The sequence below is a fragment of the Pantoea sp. YU22 genome, assembly GCF_003970755.1.
GTDB lineage: Bacteria > Pseudomonadota > Gammaproteobacteria > Enterobacterales > Enterobacteriaceae > Pantoea > Pantoea piersonii.
Genome location: NZ_RYDU01000009.1, coordinates 117177 through 136096 on the forward strand (window position 1 = coordinate 117177; position 18920 = coordinate 136096).

The window sequence follows — 18920 nt, forward strand, 5'->3', positions numbered from 1 at the left end:
CCGTTTCAGTAAGGCGCTATGATAGCGCGTGCCGGATCGGGAAAACAAACGGGGCGGATTTCTCCGCCCCGTTTTCATCTCATCATAGCTGAGAACGCGATTAACCTTCGTTATGCAGCTCGAGGTTTTCGACTTCGTTCTGACGCTGAAGGGCTTTGGCGTCATCGTTGCGCAGCGACTGGAGATACTCCAGATACTGCTGGTCGACATCTTTAGTGACATAGACGCCGTTAAACACCGAACATTCGAACTGGGCGATATCGGGGTTCTCTTCGCGCACCGCCTCAATCAGGTCATCCAGATCCTGGAAAATCAGCGCGTCAGCTTTGATTAACTGGCAAATCTCTTCCACTTCACGCCCATGAGCGATCAGCTCGGTTGCGCTCGGCATATCAATGCCGTAGACGTTCGGGAAACGAATTTCCGGCGCGGCAGAGGCCAGATAGACGCGTTTCGCGCCCGCTTCGCGCGCCATCTCGATAATCTGCTCAGAGGTGGTGCCGCGTACGATAGAGTCATCCACCAGCAGCACGTTCTTGTCGCGGAACTCGGCGCGGTTGGCGTTGAGCTTGCGGCGAACGGCACTGCGGCGCAGCTGCTGGCCCGGCATGATAAAGGTGCGGCCGACGTAGCGGTTTTTCACAAAGCCCTGACGATAGGGTTTGTCGAGAATGCGTGCAATCTCCAGCGCAATATCGGTAGAGGTCTCCGGAATCGGGATCACCACGTCGATATCGAGATCTTCCCACTCGCGAGCAATCTTTTCACCCAGCTTGGTGCCCATGCGCACGCGCGCGCTGTAGACGGAAATCTTGTCGAGGAACGAGTCCGGACGAGCAAAATAGACATACTCGAACAGGCACGGATTGCTTTTCGGGTTCTCGGCACACTGGCGCGTAAAGAGCTGGCCCTGCTCGGTAATATAGACGCCTTCGCCCGGCGCGACGTCACGCAGGAATTCAAAGCCCAGCGTATCGAGCGCCACGCTCTCAGAGGCGACCATATACTCAACGCGACTGTCCGGCAGCACGCGTTTGCCCAGTACCAGCGGACGGATGCCGTTGGGATCGCGGAAGGCGACCATGCCGTGGCCGATGATCATGGCGACGACGGCGTAAGCGCCGCGCACCTGCTGATGCACCGCCGCTACCGCAGCGAAAATATTGTCCGCTTCCAGCGGGTCGTTCTGAAAACGGTCCAGCTCCTGCGCGAAAATATTAAGCAGAATTTCAGAATCTGAGGTGGTGTTGACGTGGCGGCGGCCCTTTTCGAACAGGTGCTTGCGCAGCTCGTGCGCGTTGGTCAGGTTGCCGTTATGAGCCAGGGTAATACCGTACGGCGAGTTAACGTAGAACGGCTGCGCTTCAGAGGCGCTGGAGCTGCCTGCGGTAGGGTAGCGAACGTGGCCGATCCCCATATTGCCCTGCAGACGCTGCATGTGGCGAGCTTCAAAGACATCGCTGACGAGGCCGTTCGCCTTACGCAGACGGAAGCACTTCAGCGCATCGATAGTACAAATGCCTGCGGCGTCCTGCCCGCGGTGCTGAAGCACCGTTAACGCATCATAGATCGACTGGTTGACCGGCATAAACCCGGTGATACCAACAATACCGCACATGTTGTCATTTCCTCATTAGCCGCACTCCCGGTGGCGTCACCGGGGTAAAAAACTCGACGTGCTTTTCAGGTAGTCAAAAAACCATCTGATTATATAACTGAACTGGGGAATGAGCTGGGACTGCTGCCAGTCCGGACTTTTGGAAAAGCCGGTGAATGTGTCGAGGAAGAAAAGAATCGCGCTAACGATCAGCACGCCGCGTAACGCCCCGAAACAGACCCCCAACACCCTGTCGGTTCCCGACAGGCCGGTCTTTTCAACCAGCGAGCCGATCACATAGTTGACTATCGCGCCGACAATTAGCGTCGCGACGAACAGCACCGCGATGGCGATACCGTTACGCACCAGTTCGTCGTCAAAACCTGTAAACCAGACTGCAAGGTAGGCGTAGTAATGACTGGCGACAAAAAACGCGCATCCCCAGGTAACGAGAGATAAGGCTTCGCGGACAAACCCTCGAATCAGGCTGACCAGAGCCGAAAAACCAACTACCGCAATAATGACGTAATCAATCCAGATCATGAACTCTTCCAGCGCCAGTGCGTTTGCACCCCTGCATCCAGTTCGGGGCGCATTCTAACAGAAAAAGAAAACGTTTGCGTAGCGCTTTTCCTTTTCAGCTTCCATAAAAAGGGCGATGAAAAAAACTTTCCTCGCCCGACGGAGACTCAGCCGGACAAGCCGTTGAATCTTAATAAATTATATTAGCCAGCGTCGCTTTAACACTGCGTGCGGCGCCGCCTTTTTATGCTATCGGCGGCGCCTGTTGATGCTTTAATGCGCGCTATAGGGCTTCACGACACCGCCGAGGCCGGAAACGCTCTGCAGCTCCGACAGCGAGCTTTGCAGCTTCGCTTTTGAGGCGTCCGGGCCAACATAGATACGGGTGATTTGCCCCTGTACCGCCGTCGATGGCACGGTGAAAGCGCGATAGCCTGACAGACGCAGCTTCGCGACGATCTCATTGACCTTCGCTGCGTTTTTCAGCGCGCCGAGCTGCACCACGTAAGCCTGACCGGCAGGCGCGCTCTGCTCTGCTGGCTTCGGCGTTTCCGCTGGCTTCGCCGGTTCGCTCTGCTTCGTTTCCACCGGCTTCGACTCAACCGGCTTCGGCTGCTCTACCGGCTTCGGCTGCGTTTTCGGCTGCTCGGCCGCTTTCGCTTTCGGCTGTTCGACCGGTCTGGTTCTTGGCTGCTCAACCTGACGCGGTTTCGTCGGCGCGCTCTGATGCACCGGCGGCGGCGTCACTACGCTCGGCCCGCTGTTGCTCTGCGGCGTAGCGTTGCCCTGCTCGGCGACGGGATTGCTGGCGCCGCTGTTGCCGCCGCTTACCGCGCTGCCTGCGCCCTGCGGCGGCTGAGCAGGCAATGGCTGCGTAACCGGCGGCACCATCTCGCTGTCCTGTTGATCGTCGGGCTTCGGCACCAGCGGGATCGCCGCGAACTCCTCTTTATAGTGCTTCTTTTTGCCGTCCAGCAGGCCCGGCAGCACAATCACGCCCACCGCCACCAGAATAATGGTGCCGACCAGGCGGTTCTGAAACTTACTCGCCACGACCTTTCTCCATCTCTGTCGATTCCATGACCTGCGCCACGGTATGGAAAGATCCACATACCAGCACAATGTCCTGCGCCTCGGCCTGCTGACGCGCCGCCTGCCAGGCGCTGTCCACGTCGGCAAAGGCCGTCGCCGCGTCGGCCGGCAGATGCGCCATCAGCTCATCGGCAGTAGCGCCGCGCGGGCCGTCAAGCGGTGCGCAGTACCAGCGGTCGATTTGCGGCGCCAGCGCCTCAAGGGTGCCGGCGATATCTTTATCATGCAGCATTCCCACCACCGCATGCACGCGGCCGCTATTCGGCAGCTGCGCCAGACGCGACGCCAGATAGCTCGCCGCATGGGGGTTATGCGCCACATCGAGGATGACGCGCGGCGATTCGCTTACCGTCTGAAAACGGCCAGGCAGGATCGCCAGCGGCAGATAGTCGCGGATCGTCGCATCGCTGACGTTCAGCCCGGAAGCGCGCAGCGCCGCCAGCGCCGTGGCTGCATTCGGCAGCGGCACCTGCGGCAGCGGCAGATCGTTCAGCTCGCCCTGCGCGTCGCGAAACGCCCAGCTTTCCGGCTGCTGGCTGTAGCACCAGTCGCGGTCGCGCTGCAACAGCTGCGCGCCCTTCTCCGCCGCGACGGCGGCGATGCTGGCGGGCATATCCGGTTCGCCGACCACGGCGGGCCTGCCGCCACGAAATACGCCCGCTTTTTCGCGGCCGATGCTTTCACGATCCGGGCCGAGCCAGTCGGTATGATCCAGCGCGATGCTGGTTACCACTGCCACGTCGGCGTCAACGATATTGGTGGCGTCCAGGCGACCGCCCAGTCCTACTTCGAGGATCACCACATCCAGCTGCGCCTGTTGAAACAGGTTCAGCGCGGAGAGGGTGCCGAATTCAAAATAGGTCAGGGAAACGTCGCCGCGTCCCGCTTCGATTTTCGCAAAGCTGGCGCTGTGCAGCGCGGGATCGAGCTCTTTGCCCTGTACGCGCACGCGTTCGGTATAGCGCACCAGATGCGGCGAGCTGTAGACCCCGACGCGATAGCCCGCCGCCATCAGCAGCGTCTCAAGCGTGCGGCAGGTGGTGCCTTTGCCGTTGGTGCCGGCGACGGTGAAAACGAAAGGCGCGGGCTTCAGCAGGTCGAGGCGCTGCGCGACGCAGCGAATGCGATCCAGGCCCAGCTCAATGGTCTGCGAATGCAGATGCTCAAGATAATAAAGCCACGTGGCCAAAGGCGACGTGGCTTGAGGAAGGTGAAGAGTGTCCATATGTCCCGTTTAACAGATTTTGACCCGGTTCAGCCGGTTCGACGGTGCATTGGTGAAAGGCGCGCCGCGCGCGCCTCTCTCTCCTGTCAGGCCTCGTTGCTTTCCGGCTCATCCGCAGGCGCGGTCGGTTCGCCATCATGCAGCGGCGCGGGAAGATTCATCATCTTCGCCAGCAGGCTCGCCAGTTTATAACGCATTTCCGGGCGACGAATAATCATGTCGATCGCGCCCTTCTCAATCAGGAACTCGCTGCGCTGGAAGCCCGGCGGCAGTTTTTCGCGCACGGTCTGCTCGATTACGCGCGGACCGGCAAAGCCGATAAGCGCTTTCGGCTCGGCGACGTTAAGATCGCCCAGCATCGCGAAGCTGGCAGAGACGCCGCCCATGGTCGGATCGGTCAGCACCGAAATATAGGGCAGACCGCGCTCCTGCATTTTGGCCAGCGCGGCGCTGGTTTTCGCCATCTGCATCAGCGACATCAGCGCTTCCTGCATACGCGCGCCGCCGCTGGCAGAGAAGCAGATCAGCGGGCAGTTATCTTCCAGCGCCTGCTCAACCGCACGCACGAAGCGCGCGCCGACCACGGAGCCCATAGAGCCGCCCATAAAGGCGAACTCAAACGCCGCCGCGACAACCGGCATACCGTGCAGCTGACCTTTCATCACGATCAGCGCGTCTTTCTCTTCCGTCTCTTTCTGCGCGGCAGCAAGACGATCTTTATATTTCTTGGAGTCGCGGAACTTCAGGATGTCCTTCGGCTCCAGCTCGCTGCCCAGCTCAGTCTGCGTGCCCTGATCGAGCAGGCTGTTGAGGCGCTCGCGGGCGTGCATGCGCATGTGATGGTCGCACTTCGGGCAGACCTCAAGATTACGCTCCAGCTCGGCGCGGTACAGAACCTGACCGCAGCTGTCGCACTTAGTCCAGACCCCTTCAGGGATGCTGGCACGACGTGCAGGCGTAACGTTGCTTTTATTAAGAATGCGTTCAATCCAGCTCATTGAAGACCTTTTTGTTTAAAACTGACCTGGTCCAGTCATCTTATTTGCCGCTGAAAACCGCTTCAGCGGACATGAAATGTCGCTCATTAAACCACAACCAATTCAGACTGTGGATAAAAATCTGGTCTAACCGCGGCGCGACCGCACCCTTTACGGCTGTTTGTGCTGTTTCGCCTGGCGGCGGTGACGCCAGACCTCAATCAAGCCGGGCAGTACCGAAACCACAATGATCCCGACGATCAGCAACTTAAGATTCTCCTGCACTACCGGCAGGTCGCCAAACAGATAGCCCGCGTAGGAGAACAGCAGCACCCACGCCAGCGCGCCGGCCACGTTAAACAGGGCGAAATGGCGATAGGACATATGCCCCATACCGGCGACGAAAGGCGCAAAGGTGCGCACAATCGGCACGAAACGCGCCAGGATAATTGTTTTCCCGCCGTGACGCTCATAAAAACCATGGGTTTTATCGAGATAGCTGCGACGGAAGATGCGAGAGTTCGGGTTGCTGAAAAGCCGCTCGCCGAACAGACGGCCGATAGTATAGTTCACCGCATCGCCCAGCACGGCGGCCACCACCAGCAGCGCCGCCATCAGGTGGATATTAAGATCGTTGCCCGGCAGCGCCGCCAGCGCGCCCGCTACAAACAGCAGCGAATCGCCCGGCAGGAACGGCGTAACCACCAGACCGGTTTCACAAAACAGGATCAGGAACAGAATGGCGTAAATCCAGATGCCGTACTGCGCAACCAGCTCGGCCAGATGCACATCAATATGCAGAATAAAATCAACCAAAAAGTGGACGAACTCCATAACGCCTCTCTGAAAATGACCTGCTAAATTAATCCACCAGGAACAAGGGTCCCATGGGCGGTTCGGGTAACGCAAAATGCGACGGATAATCCACCGCGACTAAATAAAGCCCTTCCGCTCTGGCCGTCGCCGCCGCCTGCGTACGATCTTTCGCCGCCAGCAGCGTCGCCATCCACTCCTCCGGCTGGTTGCCGCAGCCGATCTCCATCAGGCTGCCGACGATATTGCGCACCATATGATGCACAAAGGCGTTGGCTTTGATGTCGACGATGACAAACGCGCCCTGCCGCGTGACGTTCAGATGCATCAGGTTGCGCCACGGCGTGCGCGACTGGCACTGCACAGCGCGAAACGAGGTAAAGTCGTTTTCGCCCAGCAGGCACTGTCCGGCGCGGTGCATCTTCTCTGCATCCAGCGGATGATAAAAATGCGTGACGCCGCGACCAAGGATAGCGGGACGCAACCGCTGGTTGTAGATCAGATAGCGGTAGCGCCGCGCCGTCGCGCTGAAGCGCGCGTGAAACTCATCCGGCACCGCCTTTACCCAGCGTACCGCGATATCCTCCGGCAGGTTGGCATTTACGCCCAGCGTCCAGGCGCCGTCGGCGCGCTGCGAGGTGGTTTCGAAATGCACCACCTGTCCGGTGCCGTGCACGCCGGCATCGGTGCGGCCGGCGCAAAACACGTTTACGTCATGGTTCGCCACTTTCGATAGCGCTTTTTCCAGCTTTTCCTGCACGCTGCGCACTTCCTGCTGGCGCTGCCAGCCGTAATAACGGCTGCCATCATACTCGACGCCAAGCGCCAGCTTATAGGTCTGACCTTCCGACATTAATAGAGATACTCCTGCACCAGCTTCTCAGCGGTTTTGACCGCCATCAGCGCGCCGCCGAAGCGAATATTGTCCGCCACCGACCAGAACTGCAGCAGTTCAGGAATACCGTAGTCGTTGCGCACGCAGCCGACGCTGAGCTGCTCATTGCCGGAGGCGTCGCCAACCTGCGTCGGGTAGTCATCTTCGTCGCTCAGGCTGATATCGGCAGCCTGCGCCAGCTCGCCGCGCGCCTCATCTGCCGACAGCGGACGCAGGCTCTCCAGATGCACAATCTGCGCGTTGCCGTAAAAGACCGGCGCCTGCACGCTGCTGACCGCAATCGGCAGGCCTTCGTCCTGCAGCACTTTACGCACCTGATCAACCAGACGACGCTCGCTGGCGACGCTGCCCTCCGCGTCGGCCAGCTGCGGCAGCAGGTTAAACGCCAGCTGACGGCCGAAAAAGTGCGCTTCCGCCGGTACGCCGTTAAGCAGTCGCGCGCTCTCGCCCGCCAGGCCGTCTACCGCGCTTTTGCCGTGGCTGGAGGCGGAGATCAGATTTGTGACCTGCAGGCGACCTAAACCGGCCGCATCCACCAGCGGTTTGATTGCGCAGAGCAGCTGGCTGGTCAGGCTATCGGCAACGCTTATCAGGTTACGATTGCGGTAGTCCGCCAGCACGTGCGGGTTGACGTCCGGCACCACCAGCGGCACATCCGGCGACAGCGCAAAGCAGTCGCTGCTGTCGATCACCAGGCAACCGGCACTGGCGGCGTCCTCGGCATAGCGCGCCGACGCGTCGCGCCCGGCGACGAAAAAGGCCAGCTGCGCCTGTGACCAGTCGAAATCCGCCGCGTTCTCAACGCGCAGCGAACGCCCCTCGAAACGCAGGGTCTCGCCGGCGCTGTTTTCGCTCGCCAGCACATACAATTCACCAACCGGGAACTGGCGTTCCGCCAGCAGTTCCAGTACAGCGTTCCCTACTGCGCCTGTCGCGCCAAGTAGCGCAATATTCCAGCCGTCAGACATGTTGGTTTACTCCAGACAATGACATAAAAACAGAAGGCGGTGATATTCACCGCCCAGGTTTCGGAATTATCCCTCGCCATATTTGGCACGGCGAGAAGTTTAATTTAGCTGTTGTTGAGACGCGCGCAAAACCCAAGGGCGTTCAGCAGGCTAACGGTCTCTGCGTCGCTGCAGATCACCTCCAGCGATGACCACTCGCGGCGCTCTTCATACTCTTTGCGCAGGCGGTCAAATTCGCCGGGTTTAGCCGCCACTTTACGGAGCGGCGCGTCGTCGCGGCGCACATCATACACCAGATGCGCCAGACGTTTCAGCGTTGGCTGATCGAGCGGGCCGTTAAGGGTGACGCTGCTGAATTCCGGGGTCGGCAGCAGCTCGCTGAGCGGCACCTGCTGCGGCTGGCCGAGAAAGTCGCACCAGGCTTCAAACACCTGCGTCGTGCCGCGCGCCTTGCCCTCCAGGGTATAACCGGCGATATGGGCCGTGCCGATATCCACCTTGTCCAGCAGGTCGAGCGACAGCGCCGGTTCCGGCTCCCAGACATCCAGCACCACGCTGAGATCGGCGCGCATTTTCAGCACCTCCAGCAGCGCGGCGTTATCCACCACCGGCCCGCGACAGGCATTGATCAGAATGGCGTTGGGCTTCAGCGCCATCAGCAGCGCTGCATCGGCGAGATGCCAGCTTTTATAAGGCCCCTCTTTAAACAGCGGCGTATGGAAAGTCAGGATATCCGCCTCCGCCACCAGCGCGTCAAGAGAATGGAATTCCCCCTCGTCGCCGCGATCGGCGCGCGGCGGATCGCACAGCAGGGTTTTCACGCCCCAGGCTTCTAGCCGCTTTTGCAGTCGTCCGCCCACGTTGCCCACGCCGACGATGCCGACGGTGCGGTCGCGCAGCGCGAATCCGTCGCGTTCCGCCAGCAGTAGCAGCGCGGAAAAGACATACTCCACCACGGCGATGGCATTACAGCCAGGCGCGGCGGAAAAGGCGATGCCCGCCTGTTGCAGCCACTCTTCATCGATATGGTCGGTGCCCGCCGTGGCGGTGCCGACGAATTTGACCGGCTTGCCGGCGAGCAGCGCTTCGTTCACCTGTGTGACCGACCGCACCATCAGGCCGTCGGCATCGTCCAGTTCCTGCTGCGGCAGCGGACGTCCCGGCACCGCCAGCACCCTGCCGGTGCGGCTGAACAGTTCACGCGCATAAGGCATATTTTCATCGACAAGAATCTTCACCACGGCTTACCTGCTGGTTGCATTATTAAGATGCGCTATTGTGGCACAAACGCGCCTGTTAACCCAGGCGTGCGCGGTAGCGATCCGGCGTGGTGCCCGCCTGCTGCTAGAACATCACAATCAGCGCCGACGCCGAGCTGTAGCCGAGATCGTGCGCAATCGCCTGCACGCTTTTGCCCTGCCCCAGCTGCGCGACGGCGTGCAGAAAACGCAGCCGCTGTCGCCACTCGCTGAAGGACATATGCAGATCCTGCCGACAGCGACGCGCCAGCGTACGCTCGGTGGTAAAGACGCGCGCCGCCCACTCCGCCAGCGTGGTGTTGTCGCCGGGATGCGCCTCCAGCGCCTGCAGCACCGGCGCAAGAAACTTATCCTGCGAACCGGGCAGATAGCTCTCCTGCACCGGCGCCAGCCGCAGCCGATCGCGCAGCACCTCGCACAGCCGCCACTGCTCCGGGCTTTCCGGCTGCTCCAGCCCCAGGCGCGCGAACTCATCCATAATCGCATGTACGATAGCGTCGGCATTCAGCAGGCACGCCTGCTGGGGCAGGCCATCGCACAGCGAGGCGGCGAGATTAAACGTGCGGAACTGCGCCTGCTGGTGGTTATAGCTGGCGTGCCGCTGACGCGGTGGGATCCAGATAGGAATGCTGGCAGGCGTTAACAGCCGCTCGCCCTCGACGTTCATCTCCAGTACGTGACGCGTCACGAATATCACCTGCCCCCATTCGTGGGCATGCGGCAGATATTCCGTTTTGGCGTTGGTCTGCTCATAGCGCATAAAGTAGTGAAGCCGCAGCGCATCTTCAGGCGGCTGGTATTCAACCTGTAAATTCATTCTGTCCGGTCAGCAACGTTTTTTGTCTGGTTTTAACTATCTCCTTAAAAGCAGTCAAAAGTAAACTGATCGCATTACTTCTCAGGAGCCCATCATGAATTTACTTTTTCCGCTGCTGGCGGTGCTGATCTGGTCGGTGAATACCATCGTCAGCAAGCTCTCCGCCGGGAGCATCGATCCCGCCGCTATTTCGTTTTATCGCTGGCTGCTGGCGCTTATCGTGCTAACGCCTTTTGCGCTGCCGGGCGCGTGGCGGCATCGCCATACTATCCGGGCCAACCTGGGACGGCTGCTGATCCTCGGCCTGCTCGGCATGGTGCTGTATCAGAGCCTGGCTTACTACGCCGCGCACAGCGTCTCGGCGGTCATGATGGGCATTCTCGGCGCGACTATTCCTCTGCTGACCATTCTGCTCAGTCTGGTGGTGCTGCGGCTGGCGCCGACGCGCGGTATTCTTATCGGCGGCCTTCTGTCGTTTGCGGGCCTGGTATGGCTGGTGAGCGAGGGCCATCCTGCGCAGCTGCTGCAGCAGCGTCTGGGCAGCGGCGAACTGATGATGCTGGCCGCCTCGACCTCTTATGCGCTCTACGGCGTGCTGACCCGGCGCTGGGCGATTCCGCTGCCTAACTGGCAGAGCCTCTATGTGCAGATCTGCTTTGGCGTCCTGCTGCTGCTGCCGGGCTTTCTGCGCGCGCCTGAGGTCGCGCTTAACGCGCAAAATATCCCGCTGGTGCTGTTTGCCGGGCTGTTCGCTTCGATTATCGCGCCCTTTCTGTGGATCCTCGGCGTACAGCGCCTGGGCGCCAGCACGACCAGCATCTTTATGAATTTTATCCCGGTCTTTACCGCTATTATCGCGGTGCTGTTCCTGCATGAGCAGCTGCACGCCTATCACTGGATCGGCGGCGCGATGACGCTGACTGGCGTGCTTCTTGCGCAGCGTCTGAAAACCCCGCTCAGGCGTCGTCAGGCGGCAACGACGCCTGGCTGAATAAACACAGGCCCCCGTGTGATTTCCCGGGGGCTTTTGCTATCATGGCGCATCTTTTTTCCGGCGCACCCCACGCTGTTCTGTTTTCAAGGATTCCGCCATGCAACCTCTTAGCGGCCCCGGTGCGCCGATGGGCGATCGTTCTGCTGTCACGCCGTCAACCGGCGCGCCCCGCCCCGGCGCGACGCCTGGCGATCAGCCTCTTTCTCCAGCCCAGCGCACCACGCTGGAACGCCTGATTGTGCGCATTATGTCATTCAGCACGCTAAAAGCGCCTGAACTCTGGGCGGGCGTACAGCGCGAAGTGGGCGTGAAAAGCGAGGCGGAGCTGCAGTCGCGCCATTTTCCGGCGGCGGAGCAGTATCTGAACAGCCGCCTGACGCAGGCGGAAAACGGACGCGCCACGCGCCAGCTGCTCACCCAGCTCACCGACCTGCTGCCGCAGGGCAATAACCGTCAGGCGGTAAGCGATTTTATCCGTCAGCAGTTCGGCCAGACGGTGCTGAGTTCGCTGTCGCAGGATCAGCTGCGTCAGGTACTGACCATGCTGCAAAACGGTCAGATGGCGATCCCGCAGCCGCAGCAGTCGCGCACCACCGACCGTACGCTGCTGCCTGCCGAACATCAGACGCTGAACCAGCAGATCGCCCGACTGGCGGCCGCCACGGGCGAATCCACCGGAAAAATCTGGGCCTCGGCGCTTAAGCTGGTCAATCTCACCAGCGGCGATCCTATTCCGTCGCGCCATTTCCCGCTGCTGACGCAATATCTGCAGGTGCGCCAGACGCTGAGCCAGCACAGCGCGCCTACTTTGCAGATACTGGAAGTCTCGCTCAAGCAGCCGCTCGATCGCAGCGAACGCCAGCAGCTGGAGGATTACAGCCTGCAGCGTTTCCAGGCGACGCCGCAAACGATCCTGACGCCTGCCCAGACGCAGGATCTGCTCAATCAGCTCTTTGCGCGCCGCGCCGAAAAAAATCAGGAGCAGCCTCTGGCCGACAGCGCGCTGCGCCCGCAGCCGATCTGGGCGCCCTTTATCGCCGCGCTGCCGCAGCCGCTGGCGCAGCGCCCGTTGCTGGGCGTGGCTGTCGCGCTGATTGTGGTCGCTCTGCTGCTGTGGCTGCTGCTCTGAGTTAACAGCCGCACTGCGCGCCGGGGGTGGCTGCAGGCCATTCGCCCGGCGCGTCGCCCCAGCACATCGGATGGCCGTCGCGCCGCCAGAAATCCAGCCCGCCGATCAGCTCCTTCACCTGAAAACCCAGCGCCGCCAGCTTATATGCCGCTTTGGTCGATCCGTTGCAGCCGATGCCGTCACAGTAGGTGATATAGACTTTGCTGCGATCCAGTCCTGCCGTGCTTTCGGCGTTCATATTGCGATGCGGAAAACTCAGGGCGCCGCAAATATGTCCCGCGCGGTAGGCTTCCAACGAACGCGCGTCAATCACCACGATTTCCGCTACCTGATGAGCCAGATCGTCCGCGACATCCCAGGCGTCGGCGTACCAGGCCAGTTTATTTTGCAAATAGTCGAGGCTTTGCTGCGGCGACGGCGGCGGGAAACGTAGAACCTGTGACATGATCATTCTCCTGTTGTGGTAGGCGGACAGTTTACGGCAAAGTGGACTGCTCCCTGAGACCCATATTCACGTTGAGATAAGACCATTATGAGTACGCCGCTGCTGACGCTTTTCAGCCACAACGCGCAGGGCGGGCTGCGCGAACGCCTGTGCGCCACGCTGCGCCAGGCGATTGCCGCAGGCCATCTCAGCTTCGGGCAAAAAGTGCCGTCGACGCGCCAGCTGGCGGGCGATCTTGGCCTGTCGCGCGTGACGGTGGAGGCGGCCTATGCGCAGCTGGAAAGCGAGGGCTATCTCAGCCGCGAAGTAGGACGCGGCACCTTTGTCGCCATTGTGATGCCCACGCAGACGCCGCGCGCCGCGTCTGCGGAGCTGCCGCGCTTCTCCTCGCGCGGCAGTGCGGTTATCGCCACCGGCGGCTGCCAGGATCCCCCCTTCCCCCACGCTTTCGCCGCCGGTTCGCCGGAGCTGCGCGCTTTTCCGCACCGCCTGTGGCGGCGGCTGAGCGCCAGCGTGCAGCGCGCCGAGGGAAGTCAACTAATGGGCTACGGCGATCCGCTCGGTTATCTGCCGCTGCGCAGCGCGGTAGCGGACTATCTGGCGCTGTCGCGCGGGATGCGCTGCCGCCCAGAGCAGGTAATTATCCTGACCAGCTCGCAGCAGGCGTTACAGCTGCTGGCGATGATGTTTCTCGATCCCGGCGATGAGGTGTGGCTGGAGACACCCGGCTATCCCGGCGCGCGCAACGCCTTTGTGGCGGCAGGCGCGCGCTGCCGCGGCGTGCCGCTGGATAGCGAAGGCGCACAACTGCTGAGCGGCGCGGCAAAGCTGCTCTACCTGACGCCGTCGCACCACTACCCTGGCGGCGTCGCGATGAGCCTGCCGCGCCGCCTTGCATGGCTGGCGTGGGCGCAGCGCCACGGCAGCTGGATTATCGAGGATGACTATGACAGCGAGTTTCACTATGACGATCGGCCGACGCCCGCCATGCAGGGGCTGGATCGCCACGGGCGAGTGATTACGCTGGGCACCTTTTCCAAATCACTCTTCCCCTCGCTGCGGCTGGCGTGGATGGTGGTGCCGCCTGCGCTGGTCGCCCCGCTCGGTCAGGCGCGCAGCGTGATGGACGGGCACAGCGCTCTGCTGCCGCAGGCGGTGACGGCGGCCTTTTTGCAGCAGGGACACTTCGCCAGCCACCTGCGGCTGATGCGCCAGCTCTATCGCAGCCGCCGCGACCTGCTGCTGGCGCGGCTGCAGCCCCTTTCGCCCTGGCTGACGCCGATCGCCACACCCGGCGGACTGCAGTTAACAGTCCGGCTCTGCGCAGGCGAAGATGAGGCGGCGCTGACCGCGCAGGCGGAAAGAGACGGGCTGACGCTGCCGCGTCTCAGCCCGCTGGCGATCGATACGCCAGCGCAGCCAGGCTGGATCCTTGGGTTTTCCGCGCTGGCGCCCGGCGAAATCGCCTCAGGCTGCGCGAAGCTGGCCGCGCTATTCAGGCGCGGCGGGAAAAGCGCCAGGTAACGACCATACCCAGCAGCGCGCAGCAGGCGCCCGCAAGGTAGACCGAGCCGTAGCCCAGCGCGGTTGCGATGAGTCCGGCAATCGGCCCGCTGGCGCCGTAGGCGACATCCTGAAAAGCGGAGAAGCCCCCCAGTGCCGTACCGCGCACCTGCGGCGAGACGCGTTTCACTACCTCGACGCCAAGCGCCGGGAAAATCAGCGAGCAGCCGCAGCCGGTCAGCGCGGCGCCGATCAACGCCATCCAGCCATTGACGGCAAACGCCAGCAGCAGCAGACCCGCCGCCTCTACCAGCAGCGAAATCAGCGCGACGCGGATGCCGCCGTGGCGGTCCGGCGTGCCGCCGAAAACCAGGCGCACCAGCACAAAGGCGACGCCGAACGCCGTCAGGGTAAAGCCCGCGTTGCCCCAGTGCTGGACGGCAAAATAGAGCGAAGTGAAGGTGCCGATCACCGCAAAGCCGACGCCCTGCAGCGCCAGCGCCAGGCCCGGCTGGAGCACAGCGCGGATCACGCTGAACAGCGAAGGCCGCTCGCCACCCATCACCGGCACCGGGCGGATGCCGCTGTTGAGCGCCAGCGCCGCCAGCGGCAGAGCCGTTGCGACCGCACCCAGCAGCGCAAAGCCGCCGTGCTGGTGCAGCAGCAGGCCGAGCGGCGCCCCGGCAGCCAGCGCGCCGTAAATCGCCATGCCGTTCCATGACATTACCAGCCCGGATCGCTTCGCGCCGACCAGTCCCAGCCCCCAGGTCAGGTTGCCGGTAAGCAGAAAACTTTCGCCGAAACCGAGCAGCAGACGCCCCAGCGCCAGCAGCGCGAACTTAATCAGTGCCGGAACCGGCAGCAGCGCGGCGGCAAGGTAGGCGACGCCCACCAGCATAATCGCCAGCATCCCCTGCTGCGTGGTGCGCTTCGCGCCGTGCCGATCGGCGCGGCGACCGGCAAAGCCGCGCGTCAGCAGCGTGGCGAAAAACTGAATGCCGACCGCGACGCCGACCATCACGTTATTCATGCCCAGTTCCTGATGCACGTAGAGCGGAATAACCGGCAGCGCCAGTCCGGCGGTAAGATAGGTAATAAAGACGGCCAGCGAAGAGCAGGCCAGCGGCAAGGTGGAAGCCGACTGCGGCTCGGTTGCGGTTGTGGTCATAACGGACGTAGCTCCTTGTTATAAACGTCTCTGCTCCTGCCCCACAAAAGAAAAAGGGCCGGTCAGACCGGCCCTTTATAAAACATTTTTAGCGATTACGCCTGGAACTTACGCATCGTCAGGGTCGCGTTGGTGCCACCGAAGCCGAAGCTATTGGACATCACGGTGGTGAGCGCTTTTTCCGTCGGTTTGGTGATGATGTTCATCCCTTCCGCCGCCGGATCTGGCGTTTCGATATTGATGCTCGGCGCGATAAAGCCGTGCTCCAGCATCAGCAGGCTATAGATCGCTTCCTGCACGCCCGCCGCGCCCAGCGAGTGGCCGGTCATCGCTTTGGTGGCGGAGATAGCCGGGGTGTTGTCACCGAAGACTTCACGGATTGCGCCCAGCTCTTTCACGTCGCCCACCGGCGTTGAGGTGCCGTGGCTGTTCAGGTAGTCGATCGGCGTATCAACGCCTTGCATCGCCATCTTCATGCAGCGCACCGCGCCTTCGCCTGATGGCGCAACCATATCCGCGCCGTCAGAGGTCGCGCCGTAGCCGACGATCTCTGCGTAGATATGCGCGCCGCGCGCCAGCGCGTGCTCCAGCTCTTCAACCACGACCATACCGCCGCCGCCAGCGATAACGAAGCCGTCGCGCTCGCTGTCATAGGTACGAGACGCTTTTTCAGGCGAGTCGTTATATTTGGTGGAAAGCGCGCCCATCGCGTCGAACTCGCACGCCATTTCCCAGCACAGCTCTTCGCCGCCGCCGGCAAACACGATGTCCTGTTTGCCCAGCTGGATCTGCTCGACCGCGTTGCCGATACAGTGCGCGGAAGTCGCGCAGGCAGAGCTGATCGAGTAGTTCACGCCGTGGATTTTAAACGGTGTGGCGAGACAGGCGGAGACGCCAGATGCCATCGCTTTGGTTACCACATAAGGGCCGACCGCTTTCAGACCGCGCGGGCTACGCATAGCGTCAGCGCCGAATACCTGGAAGCGCGGCGAACCGCCGCCGGAACCGGCAATCAGACCCACACGCGGGTTGCTCTGATACTGCTCGTCGGTCAGGCCAGAATCTTTGATCGCTTCTTCCATAGAGAGGTAAGCATAGATAGACGCATCACTCATAAAACGCACAACTTTGCGATCGATAAGGCCGGTGGTATCCAGTTTGACGTTACCCCAGACGTGACTACGCATGCCGGAATCCTTCATCTCCTGAGAGAAGGTGATGCCGGAACGGCCTTCACGCAGAGAAGCCAGCACTTCCTGCTGGTTATTACCAATGCTGGAAACAATCCCCAGGCCAGTAATCACTGCACGTTTCATTCAGTTGTCCTCATTCCACTTCTTTTTGGATTGACGTGCACTCTAGCTTACACTTGTACGCCGAACAAGTCCGATCAGCCATTTCCTTTTGTAAATTTGCGTCATGTGACCCTGGTCGCTAAAATCGCGCCATTGCCTGAAAAATGAGCCTTTACCGTGAAATTCTCCCCGGTTGAACACGCCCAGCTAAGCTGGAATGAACAGGGTACACCTGTTTCCCGAGCCTTTGACGACGTCTATTTTTCCAATGACAACGGTCTGGAAGAGACGCGTTACGTCTTTCTGGGCGGCAACGATCTGCCGGAGCGTTTCACGCGGCATACACGCGATCTCTTTATCGTGGCGGAAAGCGGCTTCGGCACCGGCCTTAATTTTCTGACGCTGTGGCAGGCGTTTGACGCTTTTCAGCAGGCGCAGCCTGACGCCGCCCTGCAGCGGCTGCACTTTATCAGCTTTGAAAAATACCCGCTGACGCAGGCTGACTTAGCGGCGGCGCATCAGCGCTGGCCGGAACTGCAGCCCTGGGCCAGTCAGCTGCAGCGGGAGTGGCCCGTCGCCCTGCCCGGCTGCCAGCGCCTGCTGTTCGACGGCGGCAGCGTCACGCTCGATCTCTGGCTCGGCGATATTAATCCCCTTATTGAAACCTTTGATGACAGCCTCTTTCGCCAGGTAGACGCCTGGTTTCTCGACGGCTTCGCACCGGCGAAAAATCCCGATATGTGGACGCCGCAGCTGTTCAGCGCCATGGCTAAGCTGGCGCGGCCCGACGCCACTTTCGCCACCTTCACCGCCGCTGGCTTCGTGCGTCGCGGTTTGCAGGAGGCGGGCTTTGAGGTCACACGCCGCAAAGGCTTCGGCCATAAACGCGAGATGCTGTGCGGCGTGCTGAGGCAGGCGCCGGATCTGCCCGCCGCGCAGCCCTGGTATACGCGTCCCGCCGCGCAAGAAAACGAGGCGGCGATCGTCGGCGGCGGCGTAGCGAGCGCGGTGCTGGCGCTTGCCCTGCTGCGCCGCGGCTGGCGCGTCACGCTCTACTGCGCCGATGAAGCTGCCGCGCTGGGCGCGTCGGGCAATCGCCAGGGCGCACTCTATCCGCTGCTGAATCAACACGACCCGGCGCTGGCGCGCTTCTTTCCCGCCGCTTTTAGCTTTGCGCGTCGGCTGTATGACGCCACGCCGGTAAGCTATGAACATCACTGGAGCGGCGTACTGCAGCTCGGCTGGGATGAGAAAAGCGCCGACAAAATTACGCAGATGCTGGCGATGGGGGTGCCAGAGACAATCGCGCGCGGGGTGAGCCCGGAAGAGGCGGAGGCGCTGGCGCAGGTTGAGCTGGGTGTCGGCGGCATTTTCTATCCGCTCGGCGGCTGGCTCTCCCCCGCCGAACTTACCAGCGGCCTGCTGGCGCATGGCGAAACGCAGGGGCTGCGCATTCACTGGCTGCACCGCCTGACGCAGCTTTCGCAAACGGATAAAGGCTGGACGCTGCGCTTCGCCGACGGTAAAGAGGCGCGGCACCAGAATGTGGTGCTGGCGACCGGCCACCAGCTCAGCGCCCTGCCGCAAAGCGCGCAGCTGCCGACCTATGCGGTTTCCGGCCAGGTGAGCCATATTCCCAGCACGCCGGGTCTGAAGGCGCTGAACACCGTGCTCTGCTACGACGGCTATCTGACGCCGGTCAGCCCGCAGTTCGGCACCCACTGCATCGGCGCCAGCTACCATCGCGGCGATACCGCGACCGTCTATCGCGAAGAGGATCAGCAGCAGAACCGCACGCGGCTGCTCCACTCTCTGCCCGGCTGCGGCTGGGCGGAAAAGGTGGACGTCAGCGCGGGTGAAGCGCGCATCGGCGTGCGCTGCGCCACGCGCGACCATCTGCCGATGGCGGGCGCCGTGCCCGACTACGATGCGACGCTGGCAAGCTATGCGGATCTGCCCGAGCAGCGCGCGCGCGGCGAAGCCATTGCCGCGGCGCCGCACTATGCCGGGCTTTTTCTGCTGGGCGCGCTGGGATCGCGCGGCCTGTGCAGCGCCCCGCTTGCCGCCGAAGTGCTGGCAGCGCAGATGAGCGGCGAACCGCAGCCGCTGGATGGCGCGACGCTGGCCGCGCTCAGCCCGAACCGCTACTGGGTGAGAAAGCTGCTGAAAGGGAAAAAAGCGGGGAAATAGTACCGGGGCGGCATTGCGCCGCCCCGCTGTC

At 61.8% G+C, this 18920-nt stretch carries 17 protein-coding genes; 4 read left to right on the forward strand and 13 right to left on the reverse strand.

Annotated features, from left to right (window positions below; translation table 11 throughout):
* Positions 1–100 precede the first annotated feature (100 nt).
* The 10 genes from purF to EKL29_RS14305 all read right to left on the reverse strand — a co-directional run bounded on the left by purF (position 101) and on the right by EKL29_RS14305 (position 10165).
* Positions 101–1618 carry an amidophosphoribosyltransferase gene (purF, locus tag EKL29_RS14260; protein ID WP_120453053.1) on the reverse strand — a complete coding sequence of 506 codons (1518 nt, stop codon included), beginning with the start codon at positions 1616–1618 and terminating at the stop codon, positions 101–103.
* A 36-nt stretch (positions 1619–1654) separates the two neighbouring features.
* On the reverse strand, positions 1655–2140 hold the full coding sequence (gene cvpA, locus EKL29_RS14265; RefSeq protein WP_021509181.1) for a colicin V production protein: 486 nt from the start codon (positions 2138–2140) through the stop codon (positions 1655–1657).
* A gap of 252 nt (positions 2141–2392) precedes the next feature.
* Positions 2393–3172: a cell division protein DedD gene (gene dedD, locus EKL29_RS14270; RefSeq protein ID WP_126690015.1), complete on the reverse strand. Its 780-nt coding sequence runs from the start codon at positions 3170–3172 to the stop codon at positions 2393–2395.
* On the reverse strand, positions 3162–4436 hold the full coding sequence (folC, locus tag EKL29_RS14275) for a bifunctional tetrahydrofolate synthase/dihydrofolate synthase (RefSeq protein WP_120453049.1): 1275 nt from the start codon (positions 4434–4436) through the stop codon (positions 3162–3164). Before folC ends, dedD begins: the two co-directional genes overlap by 11 nt.
* A gap of 86 nt (positions 4437–4522) precedes the next feature.
* Entirely contained in the window at positions 4523–5434 is a 912-nt protein-coding gene (gene accD / locus EKL29_RS14280; RefSeq protein WP_120453047.1) for an acetyl-CoA carboxylase, carboxyltransferase subunit beta, read from the reverse strand.
* Between the two features lie 150 nt (positions 5435–5584).
* Positions 5585–6247, reverse strand: a complete 663-nt coding sequence (locus tag EKL29_RS14285; RefSeq protein ID WP_120453045.1) for a DedA family protein — start codon at positions 6245–6247, stop codon at positions 5585–5587.
* Positions 6248–6275: 28 nt separating this feature from the next.
* Positions 6276–7079 carry a tRNA pseudouridine(38-40) synthase TruA gene (truA, locus tag EKL29_RS14290; protein ID WP_120453044.1) on the reverse strand — a complete coding sequence of 268 codons (804 nt, stop codon included), beginning with the start codon at positions 7077–7079 and terminating at the stop codon, positions 6276–6278.
* A complete protein-coding gene (locus tag EKL29_RS14295) occupies positions 7079–8089 on the reverse strand; it encodes an aspartate-semialdehyde dehydrogenase (RefSeq protein WP_126690016.1) in 1011 nt (336 codons plus the stop codon). Before EKL29_RS14295 ends, truA begins: the two co-directional genes overlap by 1 nt.
* A gap of 104 nt (positions 8090–8193) precedes the next feature.
* The gene (pdxB, locus tag EKL29_RS14300) at positions 8194–9327 is read right to left on the reverse strand and encodes a 4-phosphoerythronate dehydrogenase PdxB (protein ID WP_126690045.1); all 1134 of its coding nucleotides are present in this window, start codon (positions 9325–9327) and stop codon (positions 8194–8196) included.
* A 106-nt stretch (positions 9328–9433) separates the two neighbouring features.
* Positions 9434–10165 (reverse strand): AraC family transcriptional regulator, encoded by a 732-nt coding sequence (locus EKL29_RS14305; RefSeq protein ID WP_126690017.1) that lies wholly within the window; start codon positions 10163–10165, stop codon positions 9434–9436.
* Positions 10166–10259: 94 nt separating this feature from the next.
* On the opposite strand from EKL29_RS14305, the gene EKL29_RS14310 reads away from it, so the two are divergent.
* Together EKL29_RS14310 and flk are read left to right on the forward strand one after the other, a co-directional pair.
* Positions 10260–11156 carry a DMT family transporter gene (locus EKL29_RS14310; protein WP_126690018.1) on the forward strand — a complete coding sequence of 299 codons (897 nt, stop codon included), beginning with the start codon at positions 10260–10262 and terminating at the stop codon, positions 11154–11156.
* A gap of 100 nt (positions 11157–11256) precedes the next feature.
* A complete protein-coding gene (gene flk / locus EKL29_RS14315; protein WP_120453033.1) occupies positions 11257–12288 on the forward strand; it encodes a flagella biosynthesis regulator Flk in 1032 nt (343 codons plus the stop codon).
* Between the two features lies 1 nt (position 12289).
* Here the strand turns inward: flk and EKL29_RS14320 are convergent, their stop codons facing one another.
* A complete protein-coding gene (locus EKL29_RS14320) occupies positions 12290–12733 on the reverse strand; it encodes a rhodanese-like domain-containing protein (protein WP_126690019.1) in 444 nt (147 codons plus the stop codon).
* 87 nt (positions 12734–12820) lie between these two features.
* Between EKL29_RS14320 and EKL29_RS14325 the strand changes: the two genes are divergently transcribed.
* Positions 12821–14257, forward strand: a complete 1437-nt coding sequence (locus EKL29_RS14325; RefSeq protein WP_126690020.1) for a PLP-dependent aminotransferase family protein — start codon at positions 12821–12823, stop codon at positions 14255–14257.
* On the opposite strand, the gene EKL29_RS14330 is transcribed toward EKL29_RS14325, so the two are convergent.
* The gene (locus EKL29_RS14330) at positions 14229–15404 is read right to left on the reverse strand and encodes an arabinose transporter (protein ID WP_126690021.1); all 1176 of its coding nucleotides are present in this window, start codon (positions 15402–15404) and stop codon (positions 14229–14231) included. The two genes, EKL29_RS14325 and EKL29_RS14330, sit on opposite strands and share 29 nt — an antisense overlap.
* Positions 15405–15499: 95 nt before the next feature.
* Positions 15500–16720, reverse strand: coding sequence for a beta-ketoacyl-ACP synthase I (gene fabB, locus EKL29_RS14335; protein ID WP_120453025.1), 1221 nt, complete (start codon positions 16718–16720; stop codon positions 15500–15502).
* Positions 16721–16876: 156 nt separating this feature from the next.
* On the opposite strand from fabB, the gene mnmC reads away from it, so the two are divergent.
* The gene (gene mnmC, locus EKL29_RS14340) at positions 16877–18889 is read left to right on the forward strand and encodes a bifunctional tRNA (5-methylaminomethyl-2-thiouridine)(34)-methyltransferase MnmD/FAD-dependent 5-carboxymethylaminomethyl-2-thiouridine(34) oxidoreductase MnmC (protein WP_126690022.1); all 2013 of its coding nucleotides are present in this window, start codon (positions 16877–16879) and stop codon (positions 18887–18889) included.
* Positions 18890–18920: the final 31 nt, after the last annotated feature.

Excerpts from the sequence above, each read along its gene's own strand:
- EKL29_RS14330 (WP_126690021.1), bottom strand. The coding sequence starts at position 15,404 with ATGACCACAACCGCAACCGAGCCGCAGTCGGCTTCCACCTTGCCGCTG.
- EKL29_RS14320 (WP_126690019.1), bottom strand. The coding sequence starts at position 12,733 with ATGTCACAGGTTCTACGTTTCCCGCCGCCGTCGCCGCAGCAAAGCCTC.
- truA (WP_120453044.1), bottom strand. The coding sequence starts at position 7,079 with ATGTCGGAAGGTCAGACCTATAAGCTGGCGCTTGGCGTCGAGTATGAT.
- cvpA (WP_021509181.1), bottom strand. The coding sequence starts at position 2,140 with ATGATCTGGATTGATTACGTCATTATTGCGGTAGTTGGTTTTTCGGCT.
- EKL29_RS14305 (WP_126690017.1), bottom strand. The coding sequence starts at position 10,165 with ATGAATTTACAGGTTGAATACCAGCCGCCTGAAGATGCGCTGCGGCTT.
- fabB (WP_120453025.1), bottom strand. The coding sequence starts at position 16,720 with ATGAAACGTGCAGTGATTACTGGCCTGGGGATTGTTTCCAGCATTGGT.
- EKL29_RS14285 (WP_120453045.1), bottom strand. The coding sequence starts at position 6,247 with ATGGAGTTCGTCCACTTTTTGGTTGATTTTATTCTGCATATTGATGTG.
- EKL29_RS14310 (WP_126690018.1), top strand. The coding sequence starts at position 10,260 with ATGAATTTACTTTTTCCGCTGCTGGCGGTGCTGATCTGGTCGGTGAAT.
- EKL29_RS14325 (WP_126690020.1), top strand. The coding sequence starts at position 12,821 with ATGAGTACGCCGCTGCTGACGCTTTTCAGCCACAACGCGCAGGGCGGG.
- purF (WP_120453053.1), bottom strand. The coding sequence starts at position 1,618 with ATGTGCGGTATTGTTGGTATCACCGGGTTTATGCCGGTCAACCAGTCG.
- folC (WP_120453049.1), bottom strand. The coding sequence starts at position 4,436 with ATGGACACTCTTCACCTTCCTCAAGCCACGTCGCCTTTGGCCACGTGG.
- accD (WP_120453047.1), bottom strand. The coding sequence starts at position 5,434 with ATGAGCTGGATTGAACGCATTCTTAATAAAAGCAACGTTACGCCTGCA.
- flk (WP_120453033.1), top strand. The coding sequence starts at position 11,257 with ATGCAACCTCTTAGCGGCCCCGGTGCGCCGATGGGCGATCGTTCTGCT.
- EKL29_RS14295 (WP_126690016.1), bottom strand. The coding sequence starts at position 8,089 with ATGTCTGACGGCTGGAATATTGCGCTACTTGGCGCGACAGGCGCAGTA.